24 protein-coding genes are annotated in these 23,923 nt (G+C 63.9%); 10 read left to right on the top strand and 14 right to left on the bottom strand.

Going from position 1 to position 23,923, the window contains the following annotated elements:
* Positions 1–19 precede the first annotated feature (19 nt).
* Both ABWW33_RS23810 and ABWW33_RS23805 read left to right on the top strand, forming a co-directional pair.
* Positions 20–763 carry a tetratricopeptide repeat protein gene (locus ABWW33_RS23810; RefSeq protein ID WP_353404012.1) on the top strand — a complete coding sequence of 248 codons (744 nt, stop codon included), beginning with the start codon at positions 20–22 and terminating at the stop codon, positions 761–763.
* 96 nt (positions 764–859) lie between these two features.
* Positions 860–1,315, top strand: a complete 456-nt coding sequence (locus ABWW33_RS23805; RefSeq protein WP_176654290.1) for a carboxymuconolactone decarboxylase family protein — start codon at positions 860–862, stop codon at positions 1,313–1,315.
* A gap of 18 nt (positions 1,316–1,333) precedes the next feature.
* Here ABWW33_RS23805 and ABWW33_RS23800 read toward each other — a convergent pair whose 3' ends face one another.
* Complete coding sequence (locus tag ABWW33_RS23800; RefSeq protein WP_353404010.1) at positions 1,334–2,146, bottom strand: NIPSNAP family protein; 813 nt, start codon at positions 2,144–2,146, stop codon at positions 1,334–1,336.
* A 151-nt stretch (positions 2,147–2,297) separates the two neighbouring features.
* Here ABWW33_RS23800 and ABWW33_RS23795 point away from each other — a divergent pair, with 151 nt between their 5' ends.
* The 3 genes from ABWW33_RS23795 to ABWW33_RS23785 all read left to right on the top strand — a co-directional run bounded on the left by ABWW33_RS23795 (position 2,298) and on the right by ABWW33_RS23785 (position 3,478).
* Positions 2,298–2,582: a YlcI/YnfO family protein gene (locus tag ABWW33_RS23795; protein ID WP_176654288.1), complete on the top strand. Its 285-nt coding sequence runs from the start codon at positions 2,298–2,300 to the stop codon at positions 2,580–2,582.
* A 5-nt stretch (positions 2,583–2,587) separates the two neighbouring features.
* A complete protein-coding gene (locus ABWW33_RS23790; RefSeq protein ID WP_353404009.1) occupies positions 2,588–2,878 on the top strand; it encodes a type II toxin-antitoxin system RelE/ParE family toxin in 291 nt (96 codons plus the stop codon).
* A gap of 90 nt (positions 2,879–2,968) precedes the next feature.
* A complete protein-coding gene (locus ABWW33_RS23785) occupies positions 2,969–3,478 on the top strand; it encodes a hemerythrin domain-containing protein (protein WP_176654286.1) in 510 nt (169 codons plus the stop codon).
* Positions 3,479–3,494: 16 nt separating this feature from the next.
* Here ABWW33_RS23785 and ABWW33_RS23780 read toward each other — a convergent pair whose 3' ends face one another.
* The 6 genes from ABWW33_RS23780 to ABWW33_RS23755 form a co-directional block, all read right to left on the bottom strand.
* Positions 3,495–3,863 (bottom strand): hypothetical protein, encoded by a 369-nt coding sequence (locus tag ABWW33_RS23780; RefSeq protein ID WP_353404008.1) that lies wholly within the window; start codon positions 3,861–3,863, stop codon positions 3,495–3,497.
* Entirely contained in the window at positions 3,860–5,002 is a 1,143-nt protein-coding gene (gene coaD / locus ABWW33_RS23775; protein ID WP_353404007.1) for a pantetheine-phosphate adenylyltransferase, read from the bottom strand. The genes ABWW33_RS23780 and coaD overlap by 4 nt, the downstream gene beginning before the upstream one ends.
* Before the next feature lie 32 nt (positions 5,003–5,034).
* The gene (locus tag ABWW33_RS23770) at positions 5,035–6,423 is read right to left on the bottom strand and encodes an ATP-binding protein (RefSeq protein ID WP_353404006.1); all 1,389 of its coding nucleotides are present in this window, start codon (positions 6,421–6,423) and stop codon (positions 5,035–5,037) included.
* Positions 6,424–6,431: 8 nt separating this feature from the next.
* Positions 6,432–7,091: a response regulator gene (locus ABWW33_RS23765; protein ID WP_176654283.1), complete on the bottom strand. Its 660-nt coding sequence runs from the start codon at positions 7,089–7,091 to the stop codon at positions 6,432–6,434.
* A 58-nt stretch (positions 7,092–7,149) separates the two neighbouring features.
* A complete protein-coding gene (locus ABWW33_RS23760; RefSeq protein WP_353404005.1) occupies positions 7,150–8,673 on the bottom strand; it encodes a DegQ family serine endoprotease in 1,524 nt (507 codons plus the stop codon).
* Between the two features lie 138 nt (positions 8,674–8,811).
* Positions 8,812–9,270 carry an Hsp20 family protein gene (locus ABWW33_RS23755; protein WP_176654281.1) on the bottom strand — a complete coding sequence of 153 codons (459 nt, stop codon included), beginning with the start codon at positions 9,268–9,270 and terminating at the stop codon, positions 8,812–8,814.
* A 252-nt stretch (positions 9,271–9,522) separates the two neighbouring features.
* Here ABWW33_RS23755 and ABWW33_RS23750 point away from each other — a divergent pair, with 252 nt between their 5' ends.
* From ABWW33_RS23750 to ABWW33_RS23735, 4 genes are all read left to right on the top strand, one after another.
* Positions 9,523–11,403 (top strand): M61 family metallopeptidase, encoded by a 1,881-nt coding sequence (locus ABWW33_RS23750; RefSeq protein WP_353404004.1) that lies wholly within the window; start codon positions 9,523–9,525, stop codon positions 11,401–11,403.
* A 73-nt stretch (positions 11,404–11,476) separates the two neighbouring features.
* The gene (locus ABWW33_RS23745; protein WP_353404003.1) at positions 11,477–12,403 is read left to right on the top strand and encodes a sensor domain-containing diguanylate cyclase; all 927 of its coding nucleotides are present in this window, start codon (positions 11,477–11,479) and stop codon (positions 12,401–12,403) included.
* A 37-nt stretch (positions 12,404–12,440) separates the two neighbouring features.
* Complete coding sequence (locus ABWW33_RS23740) at positions 12,441–13,079, top strand: glutathione S-transferase family protein (protein WP_353404002.1); 639 nt, start codon at positions 12,441–12,443, stop codon at positions 13,077–13,079.
* 18 nt (positions 13,080–13,097) lie between these two features.
* Complete coding sequence (locus ABWW33_RS23735) at positions 13,098–13,445, top strand: hypothetical protein (protein WP_176654277.1); 348 nt, start codon at positions 13,098–13,100, stop codon at positions 13,443–13,445.
* On the opposite strand, the gene ABWW33_RS23730 is transcribed toward ABWW33_RS23735, so the two are convergent.
* From ABWW33_RS23730 to imuA, 3 genes are read right to left on the bottom strand one after another with little or no spacing between them, the layout of a single operon-like run.
* A complete protein-coding gene (locus tag ABWW33_RS23730; RefSeq protein WP_353404001.1) occupies positions 13,446–14,201 on the bottom strand; it encodes an alpha/beta hydrolase family protein in 756 nt (251 codons plus the stop codon).
* 51 nt (positions 14,202–14,252) lie between these two features.
* On the bottom strand, positions 14,253–15,731 hold the full coding sequence (locus ABWW33_RS23725; RefSeq protein WP_353404000.1) for a Y-family DNA polymerase: 1,479 nt from the start codon (positions 15,729–15,731) through the stop codon (positions 14,253–14,255).
* Positions 15,661–16,374 carry a translesion DNA synthesis-associated protein ImuA gene (gene imuA / locus ABWW33_RS23720; protein WP_353404094.1) on the bottom strand — a complete coding sequence of 238 codons (714 nt, stop codon included), beginning with the start codon at positions 16,372–16,374 and terminating at the stop codon, positions 15,661–15,663. The genes ABWW33_RS23725 and imuA overlap by 71 nt, the downstream gene beginning before the upstream one ends.
* Positions 16,375–16,511: 137 nt before the next feature.
* Here imuA and ABWW33_RS23715 point away from each other — a divergent pair, with 137 nt between their 5' ends.
* Positions 16,512–17,765, top strand: coding sequence for a putative Na+/H+ antiporter (locus ABWW33_RS23715; RefSeq protein WP_176654274.1), 1,254 nt, complete (start codon positions 16,512–16,514; stop codon positions 17,763–17,765).
* Here ABWW33_RS23715 and ABWW33_RS23710 read toward each other — a convergent pair.
* The 4 genes from ABWW33_RS23710 to hrpA form a co-directional block, all read right to left on the bottom strand.
* Positions 17,748–18,050 (bottom strand): addiction module antidote protein, encoded by a 303-nt coding sequence (locus ABWW33_RS23710; protein ID WP_176654273.1) that lies wholly within the window; start codon positions 18,048–18,050, stop codon positions 17,748–17,750. The two genes, ABWW33_RS23715 and ABWW33_RS23710, sit on opposite strands and share 18 nt — an antisense overlap.
* Before the next feature lie 9 nt (positions 18,051–18,059).
* Positions 18,060–18,347, bottom strand: coding sequence for a type II toxin-antitoxin system RelE/ParE family toxin (locus ABWW33_RS23705; protein ID WP_353403999.1), 288 nt, complete (start codon positions 18,345–18,347; stop codon positions 18,060–18,062).
* A gap of 212 nt (positions 18,348–18,559) precedes the next feature.
* The gene (locus tag ABWW33_RS23700; protein ID WP_353403998.1) at positions 18,560–19,654 is read right to left on the bottom strand and encodes an extracellular catalytic domain type 1 short-chain-length polyhydroxyalkanoate depolymerase; all 1,095 of its coding nucleotides are present in this window, start codon (positions 19,652–19,654) and stop codon (positions 18,560–18,562) included.
* A 77-nt stretch (positions 19,655–19,731) separates the two neighbouring features.
* On the bottom strand, positions 19,732–23,886 hold the full coding sequence (gene hrpA, locus ABWW33_RS23695) for an ATP-dependent RNA helicase HrpA (protein ID WP_353403997.1): 4,155 nt from the start codon (positions 23,884–23,886) through the stop codon (positions 19,732–19,734).
* Positions 23,887–23,923 lie beyond the last annotated feature (37 nt).

Here is a 23,923-nt window from a genome sequence, read left to right as displayed (position 1 = left end):
TCTTCATGAGGCAAGCGTCATGCAAATCAAAAACTATCCTGGGGTTGCGCTGATCGCCGTGTTGGCCAGCGTGTTCCTGTTCGGCTGCCAGATCCAGCACGAAAAGCCGACGTCGGCGCAGATTGAAGTCGTCGGCATGAAGGCGATGCAACAGGCCGACGCCAGCGCCGAGCGCAAGCTGATGTCGTGGTCGGCGCAGAACATGCCGGTGGCGCAGCGCGAGCTGGGCTTGTTGTATCAAACCCGTCCCAGGCAGCGGGCCGAATCGCTGAAGCTGTTCGAAGACGCCGCGCGCGGCGGCGACACCGAAGCCGCGTTCCAGCTGGGTGAAATGCTGCGCATCGGCGTGGTCGGCGTGCCGGCCGCACCGGGCGACGCGGCGCCCTGGTACGAGTTGGCCGCCAAGCAAAAGCACGCCAAGGCGGCGCTGGTACTGGGCCTGCTCTACAAGAACGGCGACGGCGTCAAGCGCGACGACGCGCAAGCCGCGTACTGGCTGAACGCGGCCAGCGACTTGGGCAACGCCCACGCGATGTTCCTGCTATCCAACATCTACAACGAAGGACGCGGCGTCGCGCAAGACGCCGCCAAGGCGCGCCACCTGCTGGAAGAGGCCGCCGAACACGAATACCCGCCGGCGATCCAGGAGCTGGCGATGACGGTGCAACTGGGCGACGCCCTGAGTCCCAAGGACGAGCGCCGCGCCGGCCACCTGCTCAAGGAAGCCAGCGAACACCGCCACAACAACTGGAATCGCTTTTAATTATGGCCTACTAAACCAGCCATTTCTTGGCTCTTTTGGAGTGGGCCAAGATGGTTCAAGATGGAATCCCTAACCAGCAATCAAAAGGATTTCATCATGAACCAACGTCTCGACTACGCCAAAGCCTCCCCTGAAGGTTACAAGGCTTTTGGCGCAGTGCACGTCTATCTCCAGAAATGCGGCCTGCCGCACGAATTGATCGATCTGGTCTACCTGCGCGTATCGCAAATCAACGGCTGCGCCTATTGCATCGACCTGCATACCAGCGACCTGCTCAAGCTCGGCGTTGCCATCGACAAGCTGGTCCTGGTGCCGGTATGGCACGACGCGGGGGCAGTCTTCAGCGCCCGCGAACGCGCCGCGCTGGCCTGGGCCGAAACGGTGACGCGCGTGGCGGAAACCCGCGTTCCCGATGCCGACTACGCCGCCGCGGCGGCAGAATTCAGCGACAAGGAACTGGCCGACCTGACCTACGCGATCGGCCTGATGAACGCCTTCAACCGCCTCGGCGTCACCTTCCGCATGCCGCCTGCCGCCGCCAACAAGGCCTGATACCGGCTTCCGCGTGAGTCAGTCTTTAAGCCAGCGCAAGCGCGAGCGGCTGGCCGGATCGAGTATCAGCAGCTCGGGCGGCGAGCGCAGCATGCCGGTTTTGTCGAATGCGGCGGCCGCGCGGCCGATGGCGGGCCTGAGCTGCCGCTCCAGCACATCGTTGTCCTTCACGACACCGATCCAGGCCACATAGGTTCCATCGGTGCGCACCGGTAGTTGTGGGAAGTTGTTTGGTACATCCAGCGTCGCCAGCATGCCGGCCTCCCGCGCTCCCGCCGCGCGATAGCTGGCGAACGCGCTTTCCGCCCGCTGCGCAAAGGCTTCCGCGCCGGCGCCGTTCTTCAGCGCGAAAATCTGCGCCACCACCACGCCGTGCGCGCCGTCGCGTTCCTTGACCGGATCGACCGCAGGCAGCACCGGTACCGCCCGCAACGGCCGCATCAGCATCACGTTGTCGCTGTCGACGATCAGCGCGTTCAGCGTGGCCTTGTGCTCCTTCCACAGCGGGCCATAGTAGAAAGCCGAGTTGACGATGGCCCTGCCCTCCAGGTTTTTGAAGCCGCGCAGCCAGGTGAACGACGCCGGATTGCCGCGCTCCGTGAACTGGCCAAACGCAATCGCGCCCAACTGCTCGAACGCTTCGGGGAAGTAACTCTGGAAGTAGCTGGCGAAGTCCTGCTGGCCGCCCGGCGTGATCGTATAGCGCCGAAACTCGATCACCTGGAATTCGCCCAGATGCGCAACCGCCGGGAAGACACGTTCCTGAGCCGACGCCTGCGACACCGCCAACAACGACAAGCCGCCCAGGGCGGCGGAAAGCAAACGATGCATGAACGGCTCCCATCCAATTGATCAGCCGCCAGCATAAAACCGATACAGGACAGTTTCCGCCCTGATTCATCATTTGATCTGCGTCTCGTCCCTGGCAGCGGCGCTGACCTGGCATGGTGCTAAAATCGGAGATTCTCGCAGGGAGATCGCCATGCCTACCATTTCGATTCAGTTGTCAGATGAGCTGCTTGAACAGCTTGCTGAAGCGGTCGAGCTAAGCAAGCTTGGGACTGATGATTTTCTTCTGCTGGCGATCGCGGAAAAAATCGCGCAGACCAGAACTCAAGACACTTTAGATGCTGAAGCCGAGGCAAGCTACGCGGAATACCTGAAATCCGGCGAATCGATATCACTGGAAGAGGTTCGCCGCCACTTCGAGCGCCGCGTTGCCGGCGACCATGGCGACAAGTTCATCTTCGAAAAATCCAAACGCTAGCCGTCATGGTCCGCGTTCAGCTGAGTCACCACGCCGCTGATCACCTGGACCAGATTTTTGATCGTCTGGCGACGATAGATATCGCGACCGCAGCAGCAAAAATTCAAGAAATCCATACCGCACTGGCCACACTTGAGCAGAATCCCATGATCGGGCGCCCTGCTTCATCGGGCACAAGAGAGTTGCTCATTGGCAGGCACCACCGTGGCTATGTCGCACAATATCGCTATGTTCCCGGTAGCGATCTTGTACTCGTACTCGCCATCCGAAGTCAACGGCAGGCCAGCTACCCTTAGCGGCAGCGTTGGGCAACGCACAGACCGAGCCGGGGATCGTCCCTAGACTGGTTTGGCAGCCTGCACTTCACCGCCAGCCAAGGAGCCATTATGAGAACCACTTCGCATTCGTCAGACAAAATCCCAAAACCTATTCCCACCGAAACCGATCCGCAGGACGCAATTACCCTGCTGACCGAGGACCACGAGCACGTCAAGTCGCTGTTCGAGCAATACGAGGAGCTGGGCGACCGGGCCCATGCCAGCAAGCAGAAACTGGCCGTGCAGATCTGCACCGAGCTGACCAAGCACGCTACCGCCGAAGAGGAAATCTTCTATCCCGCCGTGCGCGAAGCGAACAAGGAAAACGAGGACATCATCGACGAGGCCGTGGTCGAACACGCGGCAGCCAAGGACCTGATCGCGCAGATCCTCTCCATGGAAGAAGGCGATGAGCTGTTCGACGCCAAGATCAAGGTGCTGTCCGAACAGATCGAACATCACGTCCAGGAAGAAGAAAGCGAAATGTTCCCCAAGGCCCGCAAGGCCAAGCTGGATCTGATGGCGCTGGGTCAGGCCATAGCCCGGCGCAAGGAAGAGATCACGCTACCCAATAGCTAGACCTGGAACCTTCAACTTACTTCCATTCCCCCTGTTCGCGCAGCAGCGGCTTGCCGCGCTGCTCGACGATCAACTCGCCGCCGTCGCTGAGAAAGTAGACGGTGGCGCCGTTCTTGAATTCATAGCCAAGGAAGCGGCATGGGGTGACGCCGTCGGCGCATGTGGTGTGACGCGTGCGGCCGGTCAGGCGGATCGCCTTGCCGGTCTTTTTGCTGGTACCGACATAACGTACGTCATCGCAGGTCACGTTACCTTCCTCGCAGCGCACATCAATGGTGATGCTGAACGATGGCGTGTCCAGCGTCTGCGTTTCGGCCGCATCAGCCGATGTGGCCGCGGCAAAGCAGCACAATGCCAGCAAGGCGCGCTTTAAACTGGCGCTCATGCCAGGCTCTCTATCTCGCGCCGCATGTTGTCGATGGCGCGTTCGTTGTACTGGTCGGCAAAATACGGATCGACATACAACAGCCCCGCCTCCGCCTTGCGCGACAGGTGCGCCAGCGCGCCGCTGCGCTGGCTCCGGTATTTTGCGTCCGGCAGATGACTGTACTCGCGCCGGATCGCCTGCGCATAGTTCTGATAGACCTCCTCGTCCTGCCCCAGGATCGCCAGGTCCACGCACAGCATGATGTCCTTCAGCCGGTGCTGGATCGACGCTTCCTGGAAGTGGTCGGTGGCGCGTATCAGCTCCGCCGCGTCGCTCATGTCGTGCGCCAGCTGGCTGCCCAGCCACAGTTGCGCGCTCGCCTCTTCGTTGCTCATCGCGCCCGGCTCGCCGCTGTGGCCATACTCCGCGTCATGGAACCAGAACGCCTGCTTGACGATGTCGACGTCGGCCGGATCGGGCCGCGTGTTGGCCGCCCATACGCGGATCTCGCACAGGCCGTGCACCAGGTGGTCGAGGTTGTGATAGTAGCGCGCCTTGCCGCCGTACGCCGTGGCGCCGGTCAGCTGCACGAACCACAGGTCGGCATGGGCGATGGCGGTAGCGTCCAGGTGGGCGTAGTCCCACAGGGTTTCCCATTCCTTGCGCAGCCAGCTCAGCACCCAGGCGTGGTAGCCCGGCCCGGGAACGAACTTTTTCATGATCCAGTTCCAGCCGATCGGCCCTTCCAGCGCCTTGACGAAGCTGGAGCTGACCGAGCCCAGGTCGCGCGGGGGCATGACGAAGATGGTCTTGGCGCCTTGCAGCACGTCGACGTTGGTTTGCTGGATCAGATTTTCGTAATCGAAATCGGCGGTGGTGCGGATGCCGCGTATCAGGCAGTGCACGCCCTGCTTCTTGGCCGCGCGCGCCGTGTAGTCGCCCTTGACGATGACCACCGATACGTTGTCCCAGCCCTGCTCGGCGCAGCTGAGCGCGATGATGCTCTTGCGCTCCTCGGCCGTGAACTTGGGCTTCTTGGCGGGGTTTTCAGACAGGAAGACCACCACCTCGTCCGCCAGCGAACGGGCTTCGTTGATCACCCACATATGCCCGTTGGTGATCGGGTCCAGGGTGCCCGAAAAGCCGATTTTCTTCATACGCCACTCCAACGCCATGTCAAAGTGGCATTTTAGACTGGAGTGGCCCTCGTGGTGTCAGGAAAATCGACTTTGACCTTCAGCCCGCCCAGGCGTTCGGACTGATCCAGGGTCAACACGGCGCCATGGCGTTCGGCGATGGACTTGATGATGGCCAGCCCCAGACCGCTGCCGCCGGCCTGGCTTCCCGGCACGCGGTAGAAGCGGCTGAACACCCGCTCGCGCTCCTCCGGCGGGATGCCGGGACCGGAATCCTCGACGCTGAGCACGATACGGCCCGGCACGTTGGCTTTTGCTCCACCTGTGGCGCCGGCGCTACGGCGCAGGTCGATATCGACGGTGCCGCCGGACGGCGTGTACTTGATGGCGTTGTCGACCAGGTTGCGCAACAGGATGATCAGCGCGTCCGGCTGGCCGTCCACCGTGGCCTCGTCGGCATGATGCAGGCCGAGGTCGATCTGGCGCGCCTGCGCCAGCCCGGCCATGTCGCCCAGCGTGCGCTTGACCAGGTCGCTCAGGCTGACCGGTTCCAGCTTGACGTCGTTGACCGAGCCTTCCTGCCGCGCCAGCACCAGCAATTGTTCCACCAGCCGCGTCGCCCGCTCGATGCCGGCCGTCACGCGCGAGATGGCGAGGCTGCGCGCCGCCTCGTCCTGCGCCCGTTCCAGGCTCAGCACCTGCAATTTCAGCGCCGCCAGCGGCGAGCGCAGCTCGTGCGCGGCGTCCGCCACGAAGTGCTGCTGGGCATCGAACGCGGTGCGCACGCGGCCGAACAGCAGGTTCAGCTCGTGTACCAGCGGCAACACTTCGTCGGGCAAATCGTTTTCCGACACCGGCGACAGATCGTCGGCCTGGCGCGCCGCCACCTGCCGCTTGACGCGCGACACCGGCGCCAGCGAGCCGCTGACCACCCACCACACCACCAGCATCAGCACCGGCGCCATGACGGCGATCGGCCCGACGGTGCGCAGCGCCAAGGTGCCGGCCATGCGCTGGCGCACGGCCATGTCCTGCGCCACCTGCACGGTCTGGTTACTCGTTTGAACGGAGAAGATGCGGTAGGTGGTGTTGTTGGCCTTGACGTTGGAGAAGCCCAGCACCGCCCGCTGCGGCAGCGCCGCGCGCGACAGCGAACGGAACACTTGCGCGCCGTCCGGCGTCCACACCTGCACCACCAGGTCGTCGTTCTCCGGGTCGGCGGCGGTGTCGGCGGCCTTGTTGGTCAGCGTGGCGCTGGAACGCAGCGACATCGCCATCTGCTGCATGTGATAGTCGAAGATCTGGTCGGCGTCGCTCAGCGCGCTGCGGTAGGCGATCATCGCCTGTGCGATGGCGGCCATGGTGATGGCGGCCAGCAGGAACCACAGCAAACGTCCGCGCAGCGAGTGCGTCACCACGGGAACCCGCGGCAACGACGGCATCTTCACCTTCATAGTTTCGGTACCATGTAGCCCAGGCCGCGCACGTTTTGGATCAGTTCCGCGCCAAGCTTCTTGCGCAGGCCATGGATGTAGACTTCGACCGCGTTGCTGTTGACCTCATCCTTCCAGCTGTACAGTTTTTCCTCCAGCTGGTGCCGCGACAGCACGATGCCGGGCCGCGCGATCAGCGCTTCCAGCACCGCCCATTCGCGGGCAGACAGGTTGACCTGCTTGCCGTCGGCGATCACTTCGCGGGTTTGCGGATTGACGCTCACGCCGCCGTGCTCGAAGATCGGCTCGGCGCGGCCGGCCGAACGGCGCAGCAAGGCGCGGATGCGCGCCAGCAGTTCGTCGAGGTCGTAGGGTTTGAGCACGTAGTCGTCGGCGCCGGCGTCGAGGCCGGCGATGCGCTGTTCCTTGGCGTCGCGCGCCGTGGCCACCAGCACCGGCGTCAGCTCCTTGCGCGCGCGCATCGAGCGCAGCACGTCGAGGCCGTCCTTGCGCGGCAGGCCCAGGTCCAGCAGCACCAGGTCGTAGGTCTGGGTCTGCAGCGCGGTGTCGGCCATCGCGCCGTCCTTAACCCAGTCGACGGCGTAGTGCTCGGCCCGCAACAGGTCGAGCACCACTTCGCCGATCATCGTATCGTCTTCCACCAGCAGAAGTCGCATATTGTTTCCTTTCTGTTTTTGTGTCGCGTTCTGCCGGTCCGCGGGCTTGAGCTTAACCTCAGCCCAGACGCACCGGTATGAAGATTTTATCGTCGCCGCGCTGTATCAGCAATGCCACGGACTTGCCGGACTTGTCGACCACCTCGCGCACCTGCTCGACGCTGCTGACAGGACGGCCGTTCACCGACAGCAGCACGTCGCCGGGCTGCACGCCGGCATTGGCCGCCGCGCCGCGCGCATCCTCGATCAGCAAGCCGTTCGGAATACCCGACTGGCGCTTCTCGATGGTTTCCAGCGGCCGCAGCGACAAGCCCAGCTTCAGCTTGGCGCTGGCCTGGTCGGTGCGTTCGCCATCGGCCGCCGCGACCTTGTCGTTGGCGTTGCCCAGCGTGGCGGTCAATTGTACCGGTTTGCCCTGGCGCCAGACTTCCAGCGTTACTTTATCACCTGGCGTGGCCAGGCCCACAATCGCCGGCAAATCGCCGGAACTGATGATCTTCTGGCCGTTCAGCGTGCGGATCACGTCGCCCGGTTTCAGGCCGGCCTTGTCGCCGGGGCTGCCCTTCTCCACGTTCGACACCAGCGCGCCCTCAGGCGTGGCCAGGTTGAAGGAGTCGGCGAAGCCCTGGTTGATCTCCTGCACCGTCACGCCCAGCTTGGCATGGGTGACCTTGCCGGTGGAGACGATCTGGTCCTTGATCTTGCCGGCCACCTCGATCGGTATCGCGAACGACAAGCCCTGGTAGCCGCCGGTCTGGCTGTAGATCTGCGAGTTGATGCCGACCACCTCGCCGCGAGTGTTGAACAGCGGTCCGCCCGAGTTGCCGGGATTGACGGCGACGTCGGTCTGGATGAACGGCACGTTACCGTCCGGCAGCGAGCGGCCCTTGGCGCTGACCACGCCGGCGGTCACGGTGTTGTCGAGGCCGTACGGCGAACCGATCGCCAGCACCCATTCGCCCACTTTCAGGTCGTTGCCCTTGGCCAGCGGCACCACGGGCAGGTTCTTGGCGTCGATCTTCAGCACCGCCACGTCGCTCTTCGGATCGGAACCCAGCACCTTGGCGCGGAACTCGCGGCGGTCGGTCAGCTTGACCACCACTTCGCTGGCATCGCGCACCACGTGGGCGTTGGTCAGGATGATGCCGTCGGCGCTGATGATGAAGCCCGAACCCAGGCCGTGCGTCGGCACCGAGCGCTGGCCGCCGCGCTGCTGCGGCCCCTGGAAGCGGCGGAAGAATTCATAGAACGGATCGTCTGCAAACGGGTCGCCGCGGCGGGCCTGCTGCGGGCCGTCGTCATCGTCGTAGGCCGTCTTGGTGCTGCCGGTCACGCTGATGTTGACCACGGCGGGACCGTTGTGGGCCACGATGACGCTGAAGTCGGGCAGCGAGATGGCGGGCGCGGGCACAGGGACGGGGGCAGCAGCGGGGGCGGCCTGCGCCGGCGCGGTAGCGGCGGCAACGATGGCAGGGGCGGCGGCAACCGCATTACTTTGTTGAACTGCGACTGCACCTCCCACGCCTATCACGCCCAGGACGGCGACCGCCAGAGCTGCACGTTTGAGAGTAGATTCGGACATAGCTGCACTCCTGAATAATGAGGTTTGTAGATGTATCCAATATGAGGGTAAAAACTTAGACGCTGCTTAACACTTGCTACAGACGTGCAACTGGCCGGATCAACCGGCCAGTCGGGCACTACTTAGCTACAACAGGGCTTACGCGGCCTGGCGCTGCTCCAGGGCGGTGACGTTTTCGCCGCCGTCGATGACGATCTTGCGTGGCTTCAGCGCTTCGGGCACTTCGCGCACCAGTTCGATGTTCAGCATGCCGTTGTCGAAGCTGGCGCCGGTCACCTTGACATGGTTGGCCAGCTGGAAGCGCTGCTCGAAATCGCGGGCGGCGATGCCGCGGTGCAGATAGGTGCGCTCGGTGGCGTCCTTCTGTTTGCGGCCGACGACGTGCAGCGAATCACGCTCGAAGGTGATGTCGATTTCCGAACGGTCGAAACCGGCCAGCGCCATCACGATGCGGTATTTGTCTTCCGACACGAGTTCGATGTTGTAGGGAGGGTAGCTCGGGGTGGAATCGCCGCGCTGGGCGTCGTTCAGCAGTTGTGCCAGACGATCAAAGCCGATGGCGGAACGATACAGTGGAGTCAGGTCAAAAGTACGCATGATGAATATCCTTTTAAAGTTAAGCGATATGGGCGGGGAAGATCCCCCTCGGTGGTCCCCATCTGGGCAACCACTGAGTCCGATATAGGATGGGTTTTCGGTCTTTCAAGGCCTTGAAAAACGACTGCAATATCCCCAGACGGCCACTTTTTTTAAAAATATTTTCGCTGCGGTGCGTCATCTCTTTGCGAGATTTGCAAGTTGCCTGCGTGCTACACTCTTTTTCTTGTCCAACCCTTGCCCACCTTGCCCATGTCCACGACTCGTGTTGCAATCGCCGCCCTGCTGGCTACCGCCTTCAGCGCCCAGGCACAATCGATCTCCGAACAGCCTTACCCAGGCACCATCGTCCTGAAAGTTGACGCGACCAACACCGCGCAGCAGATCTTCCGCGTGCGCGAGAGCATCCCCGCCAAGCCGGGCAAGCTGACCTTGCTGTATCCGCAATGGGTGCCGGGCAACCACGGCCCCAGCGGCGCGCTGAACCAGTTCGCCGGCCTGAAGGTCAGCGCCAACGGCAAGCCGCTGGAATGGAAGCGCGACACGGTCAACGTCTACGCCTTCCATATCGACGTGCCCAAGGGCGCCGCGACGGTGGACGTGGAATTCCAGTACCTGTCGCCGACCGATGCGCCGCAGGGCCGCACCACGATGACCAACGACATCGTCGGCGTGCAATGGCAGTCGGTGACGCTGTATCCGGCCGGCTACGACAGCCGCCGCATCACCATGCAGCCCAACCTGACCGTGCCGGCCGGCTGGCAGTTCGGCACCGCGCTGGAAACCGCGTCGCGCAACGGCGACGAGGTGGCCTTCAAGCCGCTGGACCTGGAAGCGATGATGGATTCGCCGCTGTTCGCCGGCCGCTACTTCCGCAGCATCGACCTCGATCCGGATGGCAAGATACCGGTGCGGCTGAACGTCGTGGCCGACTCGGCCGAACAGCTGGAAGCGACGCCGGAACAGATCGCGCCGCACCGCGCCATGGTGCAGCAGGCCTACAAGCTGTTCAACTCGCAGCACTACAAGCACTACGATTTCCTGTTCGCCATCAGCGACGAGTTCGGCGGCATCGGCCGCGAGCACCACCAGTCCAGCGAGAACGGCGTCAAGACCGGCTACTTCACCGAGTGGGCCAAGAACGAGGCGCGGCGCGAGCTGCTGCCGCACGAGTTCACGCACTCGTGGAACGGCAAGTTCCGCCGTCCGGCCGACCAGAACGTCCCCAACTTCAACACGCCGCTGCAGAACTCGCTGCTGTGGGTGTACGAAGGCCAGACCCAGTACTGGGGCGCGGTGCTGGCCGCCCGCTCCGGCCTGATCAAGCCCGAGCACACGCGCGACCTGCTGGCCGCCACCGCAGCCCGCTACGACAACACCAAGGGCCGCGACTGGCGCGCGATGCAGGACACCACCAACGACCCGATCGTCAACGCCCGCCGTCCGCAGGGCTGGAACAACTGGCAGCGCGCCGAGGATTACTACTCGGAAGGCGAGCTGATCTGGCTGGACGCCGACACGCTGATACGCGAAAAATCCGGCGACAAGCGCTCGCTCAACGACTTCGCCCGCAGCTTCTTCGGCGTCGACGACGGCGTCAACGTGGCCAGGCATTACACCTTCGACGACGTGGTCAAGGCGCTCAACGCCGTGCAGCCGCACGATTGGGCGACTTTCCTGCGCAGCCGCCTGGACGGCCATGGCCCGGGCGCGCCGCTGGACGGCCTGGCCCGCGCCGGCTGGAAACTGGTCTACACGGAAAAGCCGACCGACTTCCTCAAGGCCCAGGAAGACCTGAGCAAATCGGCCAACTTCCAGTATTCGCTGGGCTTCTCGGTGGGCGCCGAAGGCAAGCTGGAAGCCTTCCAGTGGGACGGCGTCGGTTTCAAGGCCGGCCTGTCGGGCGGCAGCACGCTGGTGGCCGTCAACGGCCGCGCCTACAAGGCCGAACTGCTGCGCGCGGCCGTCACCGCCGCCAAGACCGGCAAGGAACCGATCAACATCCTGGTCAAGAAAGGCAGCCTGTACCAGAACTATGCGCTGGACTACCATGGCGGCCTGAAATATCCGCGGCTGGAACGCATCGCCGATACGCCCGACCGCCTTGAGGCAATTCTGCAACCGCTGAAGTAATTGTGACAATACGGGGAGTCGGCGATCGCGCCAAATCCGCGCGCCGGCTCCCTGTCAGGTCTATACTGGCCCCATGCCAGATCGGACCGATATCCATCCCCAGCCACGCGCCGAACTTGACGAACTGCGCGAGTCCGACCGCGTGTTCCGCGCGCTGCTCGACAATGCTCCCATCCTGATATCGACCAAGGACCTGCACGGCAATGTCACGATGGCCAGCCGCCATTTCGAAATGCTGGACGGCTACGACGCCGCCACCTTCGTCGGCAGCAACGTGTTCGACCTGTTCGCGCGCGAGATCGCCGAGCAACTGTGGCACAGCGACCGCAAGGCAGCGCTGGAAAAGCGCGCCGTCCACGAGGAAGAATCGGTCTACCATCGCGACAAGACGCTGCACACCTACATGACGGTGAAGTTTCCGCTACTGGACGACAACGGCGAGGTCTATGCCACCTGCGCCGTCTCGACCGACATCACCGAGACCAAGGCGGCCCGCGACGACAGCGTCACCGATGAGCTGACCGGGTTGAAAAACCGGCGCTATTTCAACATCCGCTTCAACGAGGAACAAAAGCGCGCGCACCGCGACCAGCGCACGCTGACCTTGCTGTTGATCGACGTCGACCGCTTCAAGGAATACAACGACACCTATGGCCATCCGCAGGGCGACGCGGTGCTGAAGGCGGTGGCCGACGCCATGCGCCACACGCTGCACCGGCCGGGCGATCTGTGCTTCCGCATCGGCGGCGACGAATTCGCCTGTCTGTTCGCCAGCAGCGGCCCGGACGAGAGCGAGGCGCTGGCCGAGCAGATCCGTGCCGACATGGCAGCACGCAGGATTCCCCACCGAGGCAACCCGCCCGGCGGCTACGTCACGCTGTCGCTGGGACTGGCGTTCATCCTGCCGGACTCCGCGCTGGGCCAGGATGACATCTACCAGCAGGCCGACCAGGCGTTGTACCGGGCCAAGCATAAGGGGCGCAACATTATCTCCAGATAGATTATCGTGGCGGCTACTGTGCAAAGAGGGAGACGCCATGATTACGCTGTACACCTGGACCACGCCCAACGGCCGCAAGATTCCCATCATGCTGGAGGAACTGGGCATTCCCTACACCATCGAGACGGTCAACATCGGCGAGGGAGAACAGTTCAAGCCCGAATTCCTCGCCATCTCGCCGAACAACAAGATTCCCGCCATCGTCGACACCGATGCCGACGGCCGGACCGTGGCCGTGTTCGAGAGCGGCGCCATCCTGACCTATCTGGCCGAGAAAACCGGCAGGCTGCTGCCCGCATCAGGGCCGGAACGGTACAAGGTGCTGGAATGGCTGCACTGGCAGATCGGCGGCCTCGGCCCAATGTTCGGCCAGCTGGGCTTCTTCGAGCTGCGCGCGAAGGAAAAATCCGAACTGGCCAGCAAGCATTTCCTGGACGAAGCCGAGCGCCTGCTGGGTGTGATGGACCGGCAACTGGCGCACCACAGCTGGCTGGCCGGCGCGGAATACAGCATCGCCGATATCGCCGCCTATCCGTGGGTGATGGCGGCGACCGAGAAGATGCGGCCGGTGCTGGGCAACCAGCTGGAGAGCCTGCACAACGTCCAGCGCTGGCTGGCCCTGGTGGGCGCCCGCCCCGCCGTGCAGCGCGGCATGGCCTTGCCCAAGGTCGGCTGACGGGTGTATGCTGAGCACATGAATAAAGACACCGACATCCAACTCAGCGGCCCCTTCAAGGCCTCCGACGGCTCCGGCCGTGCCCACGACGCCAAGGCGATCCGTATCTTCGACGAAGGGTATGGCGCGATCGACGTGTATGTGGACTTTTCCGGTTCGATCAGCGGCCTGCACAAGGACAAATCGCTGATCGACGCCGTGGTCGCGCAGCTGCGCACCGTCGGCTACAAGGGCCCGGCCCTGACCGCCGGCGATTCCGTGCTGCAGGAAAGCAAACTGCTGGTGCTCGAAGCGCCGGACGAATTCAACACCTTCGCCGCCGGCAAGGGCTGGAAAGACCTGGCCGAAGAATTCGACGACGAGTAATCACAGATAGCGGTCGCTCCAGGCCGCGATCAAATTCGCCACGTACACCGCATCGCCGCGCTCGGTCAGCAGATGGTCCGCGCTGTCGAGCGAGATGAAGCTTTTCGGATGCTTTGCGGCGGTAAAAATCTCCATCGCGTTGCTGATACCCACCGTGGTATCGCCCGGCGCGTGCATCACCAGCAAGGCCCGCTTCAGGGCCGCGATCTTCACTTTCAAATTATGTTCGCCCGCATCCTCGACAAATTGTCGCTTGATGCGGAAAGGCCTGCCCGCCAGTTGCACATGGGCCTCGCCCTCGCGCGCGATCTGGTCCAGGTGCTGGCTGAACAAACCGGTGACATGCGACGGATCGCTGGGCGCGGCCACCGTCACCACCGCCTTCACTTCCGGCACCTGCGCGGCCGCCGCCAGCACCGCCGCGCCGCCGAGGCTGTGGCCGATCAGCAGGCGCGGCGCCGCATAGGTGGCGCGCAGGAAATCGGCCGCCGCCACCAGATCCGCCAGGTTGGAAGAAAAATTGGTGTTGGCGAACTCGCCCTCGCTGGCGCCCAGGCCGGTGAAATCGAAGCGCAGCACGGCAAAGCCATGCTCGGTCAGCGCCTGCGCGATGCGGCTGGCGGCAAACACATCCTTGCCACAGGTGAAGCAGTGCGCGAACAAGGCGTAGGCCTTGACCTCGCCATCCGGCGCATCGAGACGGGCCGCCAGCTTCTGGCCATCGGCGCCGAGGAATTCCTGTCGTTGTGATTGCATGGTTCCTCCCGCTTGAGATGGGGAAAATATAGCACGGAAAATATAACAGGCTCAGCCGAACAACCCGTGCAGATACCAGCGCGCCGACGTCTCGCCGTCGTTGCCGCTGCGCTCACGGTACAGCCAGTAGTGGGCATGGTCCGCCCCTTCGGCCATGAAGTAGTCGCGCGTCTGCATGGCTCCCCACCAGCCCGCTTCGATGCGTTCGCCGGTGGAGACGATCTTCAGCGGCGAGCCGTAGTAAGGCCGGTGATCGCGCATCAGCAGGGCGATCGGCTTGGCCAGCAGCCATGCCGGACGCGGCAGGCTCGGCATGTCCGGCGGCAATTGCGCGCGGGCATCGGCGGGACGGATTTTTTCCTGCACGCTGACCCAGGCGTTGGCTTGCTCGGGCCGGTAGTCGGCGCGCGGCGCCGCCTGCAGCACGTTGTCCGGCCCCAGCCGAGCTGTCAGCAATTCCAGCAGGCGCTGCCAGTCTTCCTTGCTGCCACCCGGCTCGGGAAACAGCGAATCGCTGGGCGGCGCCATCGGCTGCACCTGCGGCGCCTCCAGGCACAGGCCGATCACCGGCGCGTCCAGCGTCTGCTTGGCCAGGCGCTCCTTCAGCAGGCGCACCAGATGTTCGTCGCGCCAGGTCGGCTCGGCCAGCACGATCTCGATCAAGGTCGGCGGCCGCGCCACCTTGCCGCGCTCGTGTTCCAGCAGCAGTTGGATGCGCTCGACCGCCAGTTGATGCGCACTGAGCCAGCCGGTCAGTTGCTGCAGCAGGCGGTGCGCGCCGAACAGCAGCGCTTCGGCGTTCTCCACCCGGTCGAACAATTCCAGCTTGGCGCGGAAGCTGGCCGGCGCCGCGATCCAGCGATGCATCTCGGCGCGCTCGCCATGGGCGTCGTCCAGCATGTCCAGCAAGGCCCGGCCGCAGCGGCGCTGCAAGCCTGGACGCGGTAGGCGGCGCATGTCACCCAGCGTCATGCACCCTATACCTTCGAGCCAGCTCAGGTAGGGCCGAGCCGGTGGCAACAGGCTGCTGGGCAAGCGGTCCATGCGCCGCACTAACGCCTCCATCGTCAAGGCGCGCCCGGCATGGCTGCGCGCCAGCAGCCATGCGCCGCGCGCGGTCGGCGCGCAGCTGATCACGGCTGTAAATCCCAAGGTGCGCAGGCTGGCAGCCACCTGCCTGCACAACGCGCGTATGCCGCCAAACAGGCGCAGGCTGGCGCCCACGTCCAGCAGCAGCGTATCCTCCTCCGCCTGCGCCAGTTGCGGCGTAAATTGCAGCAGCGCCATCGACACCGCGTGCAGCGCTTCCAGTTCCAGCTGCGGCGCGCGCTGCTGGAACTGCGATTGCGGCGCCAGCATCAGCGCGCCGCCGCGCCGCATGCCGACGTCGATGCCGGCCTCCCACGCCGCATCCGACATCGCCACCACCCGCTCCTGCTCCAGCACCACGGTGCAATTGTCAGCCGACCAGCGCGGGCAGAATATCTCGAGCGGGAGCCGTGGCAGGTGTAGTCCGATCCAGAGGCGCATGACGTTGTAGCAAAGAAGGCGTTAAAGGTAAAAACAATGGCGTGTCGCGCTGCGGTCCTCGTCGTTTGACGAAGCCGATGTCGATGCCGCCCGCCGCCGGTTTCAGCGACAGGCGCAGCGGCGCCGGCGACGCATCCTGCGCGGCCGTCAGTGGCCGCAGCATGCAGAACAGCGTGTCCCCGCTTTGCGCCGCCAGGTGCAGCCGCCGCAGCGTTTCGCCGCGCGCATGGTTTTGCCACATCAGCAGCGCGCCGCAACAGCCGCTGCGCAGTACTTGTTCAGCGGCCCACAAGGCATCGCCGCTCTTGGCGCCGCTGCGTATCCAGATCAGCTGCGATGGTTCCAGTCCCAGCGCGGCCAATGCCAGTGCCTGCGGTGCGTGCGGCGGCTGCAGCAGCACCACCGGCCGCTTGCCCAGGCCGAGCAGCGCCGGCCGCAGCAAGCGCAGCTCGCCGATGCCGTGCTGCTGGACCAGCAAGTCGATCAGCACGCCCAGCGGCCAGCCGCCGCCCGGCAACTGCGTCGACAGCGCGGCAAAGCCGGTGTCGACGCAGCGGGTGGCGCTGTGCGCCAGTTGCGAGGCCAGCCATAGCGATGGATGGACTGCTTCGGGCGCAGCAATGGCGGAGGCGGATCGGGTCATCATTTTAACGCAAATACTGTACAAATACACAGTACTATTCGAAGCGGATTTTGGCAAGGCTTATCTGATTCGTGCATGCCGTTTGCCGCATTGTTTGCTGTACCATGTGGCTGAGGAAATTAATAAAAGGACATACTTTGCAAACCATACAACTGGTGGGCGCGATCCTGTTCGGACTGGCGCTGCTGCACACTTTTGCAGCCAAATCCTTCGAGGTGCTGTCGCACCGCCATCCGAAACACGCGGGCCTGTTCCACCTGCTGGGCGAAGTCGAGGTGGTGTTCGGCTTCTGGGCCTTCATCCTGATCATCGCGATGGCTTTGCTGAGCGGCGGCGACGCCGCCATCCACTACGCCGAATCGCGCCAGTACACCGAGCCTCTGTTCGTGTTCACGGTGATGGTGGTGGCCGCATCGCGGCCGGTGCTGGACATCGTCGAACGCATGCTGCTGGTGCTGGCCAGGCTGATGCCGATGCGGACCGAACTGGCGCTGGTGTGGTTCGGCCTGGCGCTGGTGCCGCTGACCGGTTCGCTGATCACCGAGCCGGCCGCGATGACCTTGGCCGCGCTGATGCTGGCGCCGCTGATCTTCCGCGAAGGCATGCCGGAATGGTTGAAGTACGGCGCGCTGGGCGTGCTGTTCGTCAACGTCTCGATCGGTGGCACGCTGACCGCCTACGCTGCGCCGCCCGTGCTGATGGTGGCCACCACCTGGCAATGGGACAGCGCGTTCATGGCGACGCATTTCGGCTGGAAGGCGGCCATCGCCGTGCTGATCAACGCGACCGCGGTCAGCTTCATGCTGCGCAAGCATTTGCGCGCACCTGCGCCGGCCGCCGGTGAGACCGCCGACGCGCCGGCCGTGCCGCTGATGGTCACCGCGATCCATCTGGTGTTCCTGGCCGCCGTGGTCGTGCTGGGCCACCATCCGGTACTGTTCCTCGGCATCTTCATGCTGTTCCTCGGCTTCACGCAGGCTTACCAGCGTTACCAGAATCCGCTGATCGTCAAAGAAGGCCTGCTGGTCGGCTTCTTCCTGGCCGGGCTGGTGGTGCTGGGCGGCATGCAGCAATGGTGGTTGCAGCCGATCGTCGAAAGCCTGCCGCCGGTGGCCTTGTTCTTCAGCGCGCTGGGACTGACGGCGATCACCGACAACGCCGCCCTCACCTACTTGGGTTCGCTGATCAGCGGCATCTCGGCGCAATCGCAATACATGCTGGTAGCGGGCGCGGTGGCCGGCGGCGGCCTGACGGTGATCGCCAACGCCCCGAATCCGGCCGGCGTCTCGCTGCTGCGCCGCGGCTTCCAGGACGAATCAATAGGCGCTATCGGCCTGCTGCTCGGCGCTATCGCCCCGACAGCGGTGGCGGCATTAGCTTTCCTGCTGTAGTACCTCGACGTGGAATTTCAATCCAAGCGCACGCGTGACTTTCAGTATTGTCGCGAAGCTTGGATTGCCGTCCGCAGAGAGGGCTTTATATAAGCTTTCGCGTCCCATTCCGGTATCGTTGGCAAGCTGTGTCATCCCGTGCGCGCGGGCGATATTGCCTAATGCCTTGGCAATAAAGGCGACATCGTCCCCAGCTTCCTCAAGGCAAGCGTCAAAATACAGGGCGATATCTTCTTTGGTCTGAAGGTGTTCCGCACTATCCCATTTTGTCAACTTAAGCACCACGATATCTCCCTACAGTTGCCGCGCCAGTGCCTGCGCAGTTTTGATGTCCTTGGCTTGGGATGATTTATCTCCGGCAGCCAACAAGATGATCATTGTTGTACCTCGAAGCGTGTAATACACGCGATATCCCGGGCCATAATCGATGCGCATCTCGGAGACACCGTTGCCAACAGATTTATGATCGCCGAAATTGCCATCCTCCGCTCGATCAATGCGTACCTGTATGCAAGCCCGTGCCCGGCGATCTTTCAGCCGGCTAAACCAGGAGCTGAAAAGCTCAGTTTGAAGGATGTCCATGCGCCTGAAACTTCAATCCGATTGTATTCCATGGGATACATCAAAACAAGCGCGATGTTATCCCATCAATCGAGATCAGACTGAGCGAACAGAGACTTTACTGATACGCATCATGCGATAAACCCGGGGTCAGGTCTGACATTTGGACACGAACTCTGCCGTAGCAGCCGCTACGGCAGAGTTCGTGTCCAAATGTCAGACCTGACCCCGGATTAGCGCTGGTGGCGCGAGAAGAATTCCAGCATCATCTTGCTGGCGTCGGGGCCGGCTTTGGCGTTGAAGGCCAGCGCGGGATCGCCGCCGCTCCAGGCGTGGTCGAGGTCTGCGATCTGCGCCACCCGCAGCAGCAGTTTTCTTCCTTCATAGAAATCATGCAGCCGGTGGGCGTTGTGACTACCGCCGCGTCCCTGCGGCCTCTCCGTGGTCTTGGGCGCTCCTCCCAGACGGTTCAGCAACAGGCTTTGCCGCGCCAGTTGATGCTGATTGACCGGCCGCACCACGCTGTCACCCTCCCCCTGGATCAGGATCGCCGGCATGCCGGGGAATTGTGGCTGGCGTATCAGCACCTCGCGCGCCGCAAGCTCGGCACGCGGGCCGGCGCCGTGCTGCATCACGCCCAGCGCGCCTATCGTGCTGTGACCGGCGCCAAACACCGGTCCCGAATGCAGCCCCACCGCCGCAAATAAACGCGGATGGTTCAGCGCGACGATGTTGGCCATGCCGGCGCCGGCCGAAATGCCGGCGATGTAAATGCGCGAGCGGTCGATGGCATATTCAGTCAGCACTTTGTTGACGATGCCGACGATCATCGGCACATCGCCGCCGCCTTCCTGCGTGGCACGGTCGTACCACTTCCAGCAGCGCTGGGCGTGCGTGCTGACCAGCTGCTGCGGATACAACACGGCATAGCCCATCTGCTCGGCCCATTGGTTCATGCGCGTGCCTTGCGCGAACTGCGTGGCGGTCTGCTGACAGCCGTGCAGCATCACCAGCAGCGGCAGGCCGTTGCGGACGGCAGCATCGGGAATCTTGTTGGGAAGGTAGAGCCAGTAGCTCATGCGGTGCCCGGAGGCGGTGAGGTGCGATGCCAGCCATTTGCCGGGCGATGGCGGAACGTGGGCAGCGGCAGGCGGCTTCGTCCGCGGCGCGGGCGCAGCCACGCGCGGCGCGGCGGCCGGCGTTCGCTTGCGCTTGGATTTAGGCTTGGTCTTCGGCGTGGCTGCGGCCGTGGCCGCGACAAGCAATTTCGTCATGCGCTTGCCCGAGCGAACCAGGCTGCGCAGCAAGCCGGCGGTTTTGAGCTTCATGGCGACATTCTCCTGTTGAGATAAAGTCTACCGCGAAAACCCCTCCGGCCTGCGTACGCCAGCGCGCTTAACGGCGTCTAGCGTTGCATCGATTCCCACACTTTCTGCAGACGCTTGGCCGACACCGGCATCGGCGTGCGCAGCTCCTGCGCGAACAGCGATACCCGTAACTCCTCCAGCATCCAGCGGAACTCGACCAGCTTCGGATCGGTGTTCTTGCCCGCCGATTTATCCTTGGCCACACGCTGATACAGCATCGCCGCCTGCTGCCACTCGGCCATCAATTTCGCATCGCGGGACGGATCGCCGCGCAGCTTCTCGATGCGCACGTTCATCGCCTTCAGGTAGCGCGGGAAATGCGACAGCTGGCTGTACTCGTTCTCCGACAGGAAACGTTTGTTGACCAGCCCTTGCAACTGCGCCTGCATGTCCGCCGCCGCCGGCGCCGGCAGTCCTTGCAGACGCTTGGGCAAGCCATGGAACTCGGTCAGCACCGACGACAGCAAACGCGCGATCTCGTTCACCAGCAGCACCAGGCGCGACTTGCCCTCGTCCTTGCGCTTGGCGAAGCTGGCCGCGTCCACCGGCAGCGGATCCTGCAGGCAGGCGATGTCCAGCGCCTTGTTGATGATCTGCTCGCGCAGCTCTTCCTGCGTGCCCATGCTCATGAACTGCATGCCCATCTGCTGCAGCCCGGGGATGCTCTTTTCGATGAACTTGATCTGGTCCTTCATCTGCAGCGAGAACAGGCGGCGCAAGCCCACGCGGTGCGTGCGCGCGGCCACCGTCGGATCGTCGAACACTTCCAGGTCGCAGTGCGTGCCCTTGTCGACCAGCGCCGGGAAGCCGATCAGGGTCAGCTTGCCCTGGGCGATTTCCAGCAGCTCCGGCAGCTCGCCGAAGGTCCACGAGGTCAGGCCGGTCAGCGTGATGTTGTTGGTGGACGTGGCCGGCGCGGCGGCTTTCTGGGCCGTCGGCGCGACGCTGCCGCTGCCCTTCGGCGGCACCACGGCGCGCGCGGCCACCGTCGACTGCGGCCCCGAAGCCTCCGCCATCTTCTGGAAGCTCTCGCGCGCCTGCATGCCGAATTCCGCCTGCAGCGTGGCCAGGTTGCGCCCCATTTCCAGCTGGCGTCCGTGCTCGTCGATCACCTTGAAATTCATGAAGTGGTGGGCGGGCAGCGTCTCCGGCTTGAAGTCGGTGGTCAGCACCGAAATCGTGATCTGGGTGCGAATATCGGCGATGATCGCGTCGATCAAGTCGCCGCGCCCGAACACGCCCGCTTCGTGCACACGCTCGCAGAACCTGGCCGCGTAATCCGGCAGCGGCACGCAATGGCGGCGCAGCTTTTGCGGCAGGGACTTCAGCAGCAGATGCACCTTCTCCTTCAGCATGCCCGGCACCAGCCACTCGCAACGCTCGCGCGGCAGCTGGTTCAACGCATACAGCGGCACGGCCAGCGTGACGCCATCGCGCACGCTGCCAGGCTCGAAGTGATAGGTCAGCGCCAGTTCGAGACCGGTCACCGACATGATCTTCGGGAACAGGTCGGTGGTGACGCCTGCCGCTTCATGCCGCATCAATTCGTCGCGGTTCAGATACAGCAGCTTCGGCTCGGCGGCCGTCGCATCCTTGTGCCACTTCTCGAAGCCGGCGCCGTTGACCACGTCGGCCGGTATCAGCTTGTCGTAGAAGGCAGCGATCAGTTCGTCGTCCACCAGCACGTCCAGGCGGCGCGACTTGTGTTCGAGGTTTTCGATTTCCTTGATCAGCTTATGGTTGTGGGCGAAGAACGGCGCCCGTGTCTCATAGTCGCCGCCGACCAGCGCGTCGCGGATGAAGATCTCGCGCGCCTCGACAGGATTGAACAAGCCGTAGTTGATGCGGCGCTGGCTGTACACCACCAGGCCGTACAAGGTCGCGCGTTCGGACGCGGTCACCTGCGCCGATTTTTTCTCCCAGCGCGGCTCGCCCCACGATTTTTTCAGCAGGTGGCCGCCGACCTTCTCCAGCCACTCCGGCTGGATCTGTGCCACGCAGCGCGCATACAGGCGCGTGGTGTCGACCAGCTCGGCCGCCATGATCCACTTGCCCGGCTTCTTCAGCAGCGAGGAGCCAGGCCAGATATTGAACTTGATGCCGCGCGCGCCCAGGTAGCCGGCGCCCGGTTCGTCTTCGCTCTTGAAGCCGATATTGCCCAGCAAACCAGTCAGTAGCGCCAGATGCAGGTTTTCGTAAGTGGCCGGCGTTTCGTTGACGCGCCAGCCCTGCTCCTTGACGATGGTCAGCAGCTGCGAGTGGACGTCGCGCCATTCGCGCAGGCGCAGTTGCGACAGGAAATTGGTGCGGCAGTTGTCCATCAGCTGGCGATTGGTCTTCTTGTGCTCGATCGCGTTTTCGAACCACTTCCAGATCTTGATATAGCTGAGGAATTCGGACTTCTCATCGGCGAACTTCTTGTGCGCCTCGTCGGCCGCCTGCTGGTGTTCCATCGGACGGTCGCGCGGATCCTGCACCGACAGTGCCGAAGCGATGATCAGCACTTCCTCCAGGCAGACATTGTCCAGCGCGGCCAAAATCATGCGGCCGACGCGCGGATCGAGCGGCAGCTTGGACAGCTTCTTGCCCAGTGGCGTCAGCTGGTTGTATTCGTCGACGGCGCCCAGTTCCTGCAGCAGCTGGTAGCCGTCCGCGATGGCGCGGGCCAGCGGCGGCTCGATGAACGGGAAAGTCTCCACGTCCGTCAGGTGCAGGGACTTCATGCGCAGGATGACCGACGCCAGCGACGAGCGCAGGATTTCCGGCTCTGTGAACTTCGGCCGCTGCAGGTAGTCCTGCTCTTCGTACAAACGGATGCAGACGCCATCGGCCACACGGCCGCATCGGCCGGCGCGCTGGTTGGCCGCCGACTGGGCGATCGGCTCGATCTGCAGCTGCTCGACCTTGTTGCGGTAGCTGTAGCGCTTCACGCGGGCCAGGCCGGCGTCCACCACGTAGCGGATGCCGGGCACGGTCAGCGATGTCTCTGCCACGTTGGTGGCCAGGACGATGCGGCGCGCGTTGGTCAGCTTGAACACGCGCTCCTGCTCCTCGGCCGACAGGCGGGCGAACAGCGGCAGGATTTCCACGTGCGGCGGATGGTGCTTGCGCAGGGCTTCGGCGGCGTCGCGGATTTCGCGTTCGCCGGGCAGGAACACCAGCACGTCGCCGGAGCCTAGGCGCGCCAGTTCATCGACGCCGTCGATCACGGCATCCATCAGGTCGCGCTTTTCGCGGGCGGCGGCGGTGCGCTGGCCCTTGCCTTCGGCGTTGGCCACGGCCGGATTGATTACATCGCTTTCGATCGGGCGGTAGCGCACTTCCACCTTGTACAGGCGGCCGGAAACCTCGATCACCGGTGCCGGTTTTTCCGGCGTGCCGAAGTGGCGCGAGAAGCGCTCGGCATCGATGGTCGCGGAGGTGATGATCACCTTCAGGTCCGGACGGCGCGGCAGCAGCTGTTTCAGGTAGCCGAGCAGGAAGTCGATGTTCAGGCTGCGTTCGTGTGCCTCATCGATGATGATCGTGTCGTAGCCCTTGAGCAGCGGGTCGGTCTGCGTTTCGGCCAGCAGGATACCATCGGTCATCAGCTTGACCGAGGCGCCCTTGGTCAGCGTGTCCGCGAAGCGGACCTTGAAGCCGACCGTCTCGCCCAGCGGCGTGCCCAGCTCCTGCGCGATGCGCTTGGCGGTGGACGAGGCGGCGATACGGCGTGGCTGCGTATGGCCGATCAGGCCTTTCTGGCCGCGTCCCAGCTCCAGGCAGATCTTCGGCAGCTGCGTGGTCTTGCCCGAGCCGGTTTCGCCGGAGACGATGATGACCTGGTTATTGACCAGGGCTTCGGCGATTTCCTGGCGGCGGCCGGAGACCGGCAGGTCTTCGGGGTAGGTAATCGGCGGCAACGGGTTGCGGAAGTTGCGTTCGGCTTCCTTGGCGGCCAGCTCCTCGGGCGTCAGGCGTGGCCGGGGTTCGCGGCGCGGCGGAGGAACCAGCGAGCCCTCGCCGTCCGGCAGCGGCGCGCGGGCCGGGCGCGCAGCGCGCTGCTGGCCGCCCTGGCGTGCCTCCCCTTGCGGGCGTGGCTGCCCCTGCCCTTGCCGGGCGTTGGGCGCTTGCGGAGTGCGGGGGCGGACGGCGTTTTGCGGATTGGCGGGCGCGCTATTTGCGCCTTTTGGCTTGTTGCTGGCTTCTGACATTGTTTTTTACAAAGGTTTTGGCGCGGAAGTCGCGCAC

It is taken from the genome of Duganella hordei, assembly GCF_040369125.1.
Lineage (GTDB): Bacteria > Pseudomonadota > Gammaproteobacteria > Burkholderiales > Burkholderiaceae_D > Rugamonas > Rugamonas hordei.
This window is presented reverse-complemented; position numbering and strand designations above follow the sequence as displayed.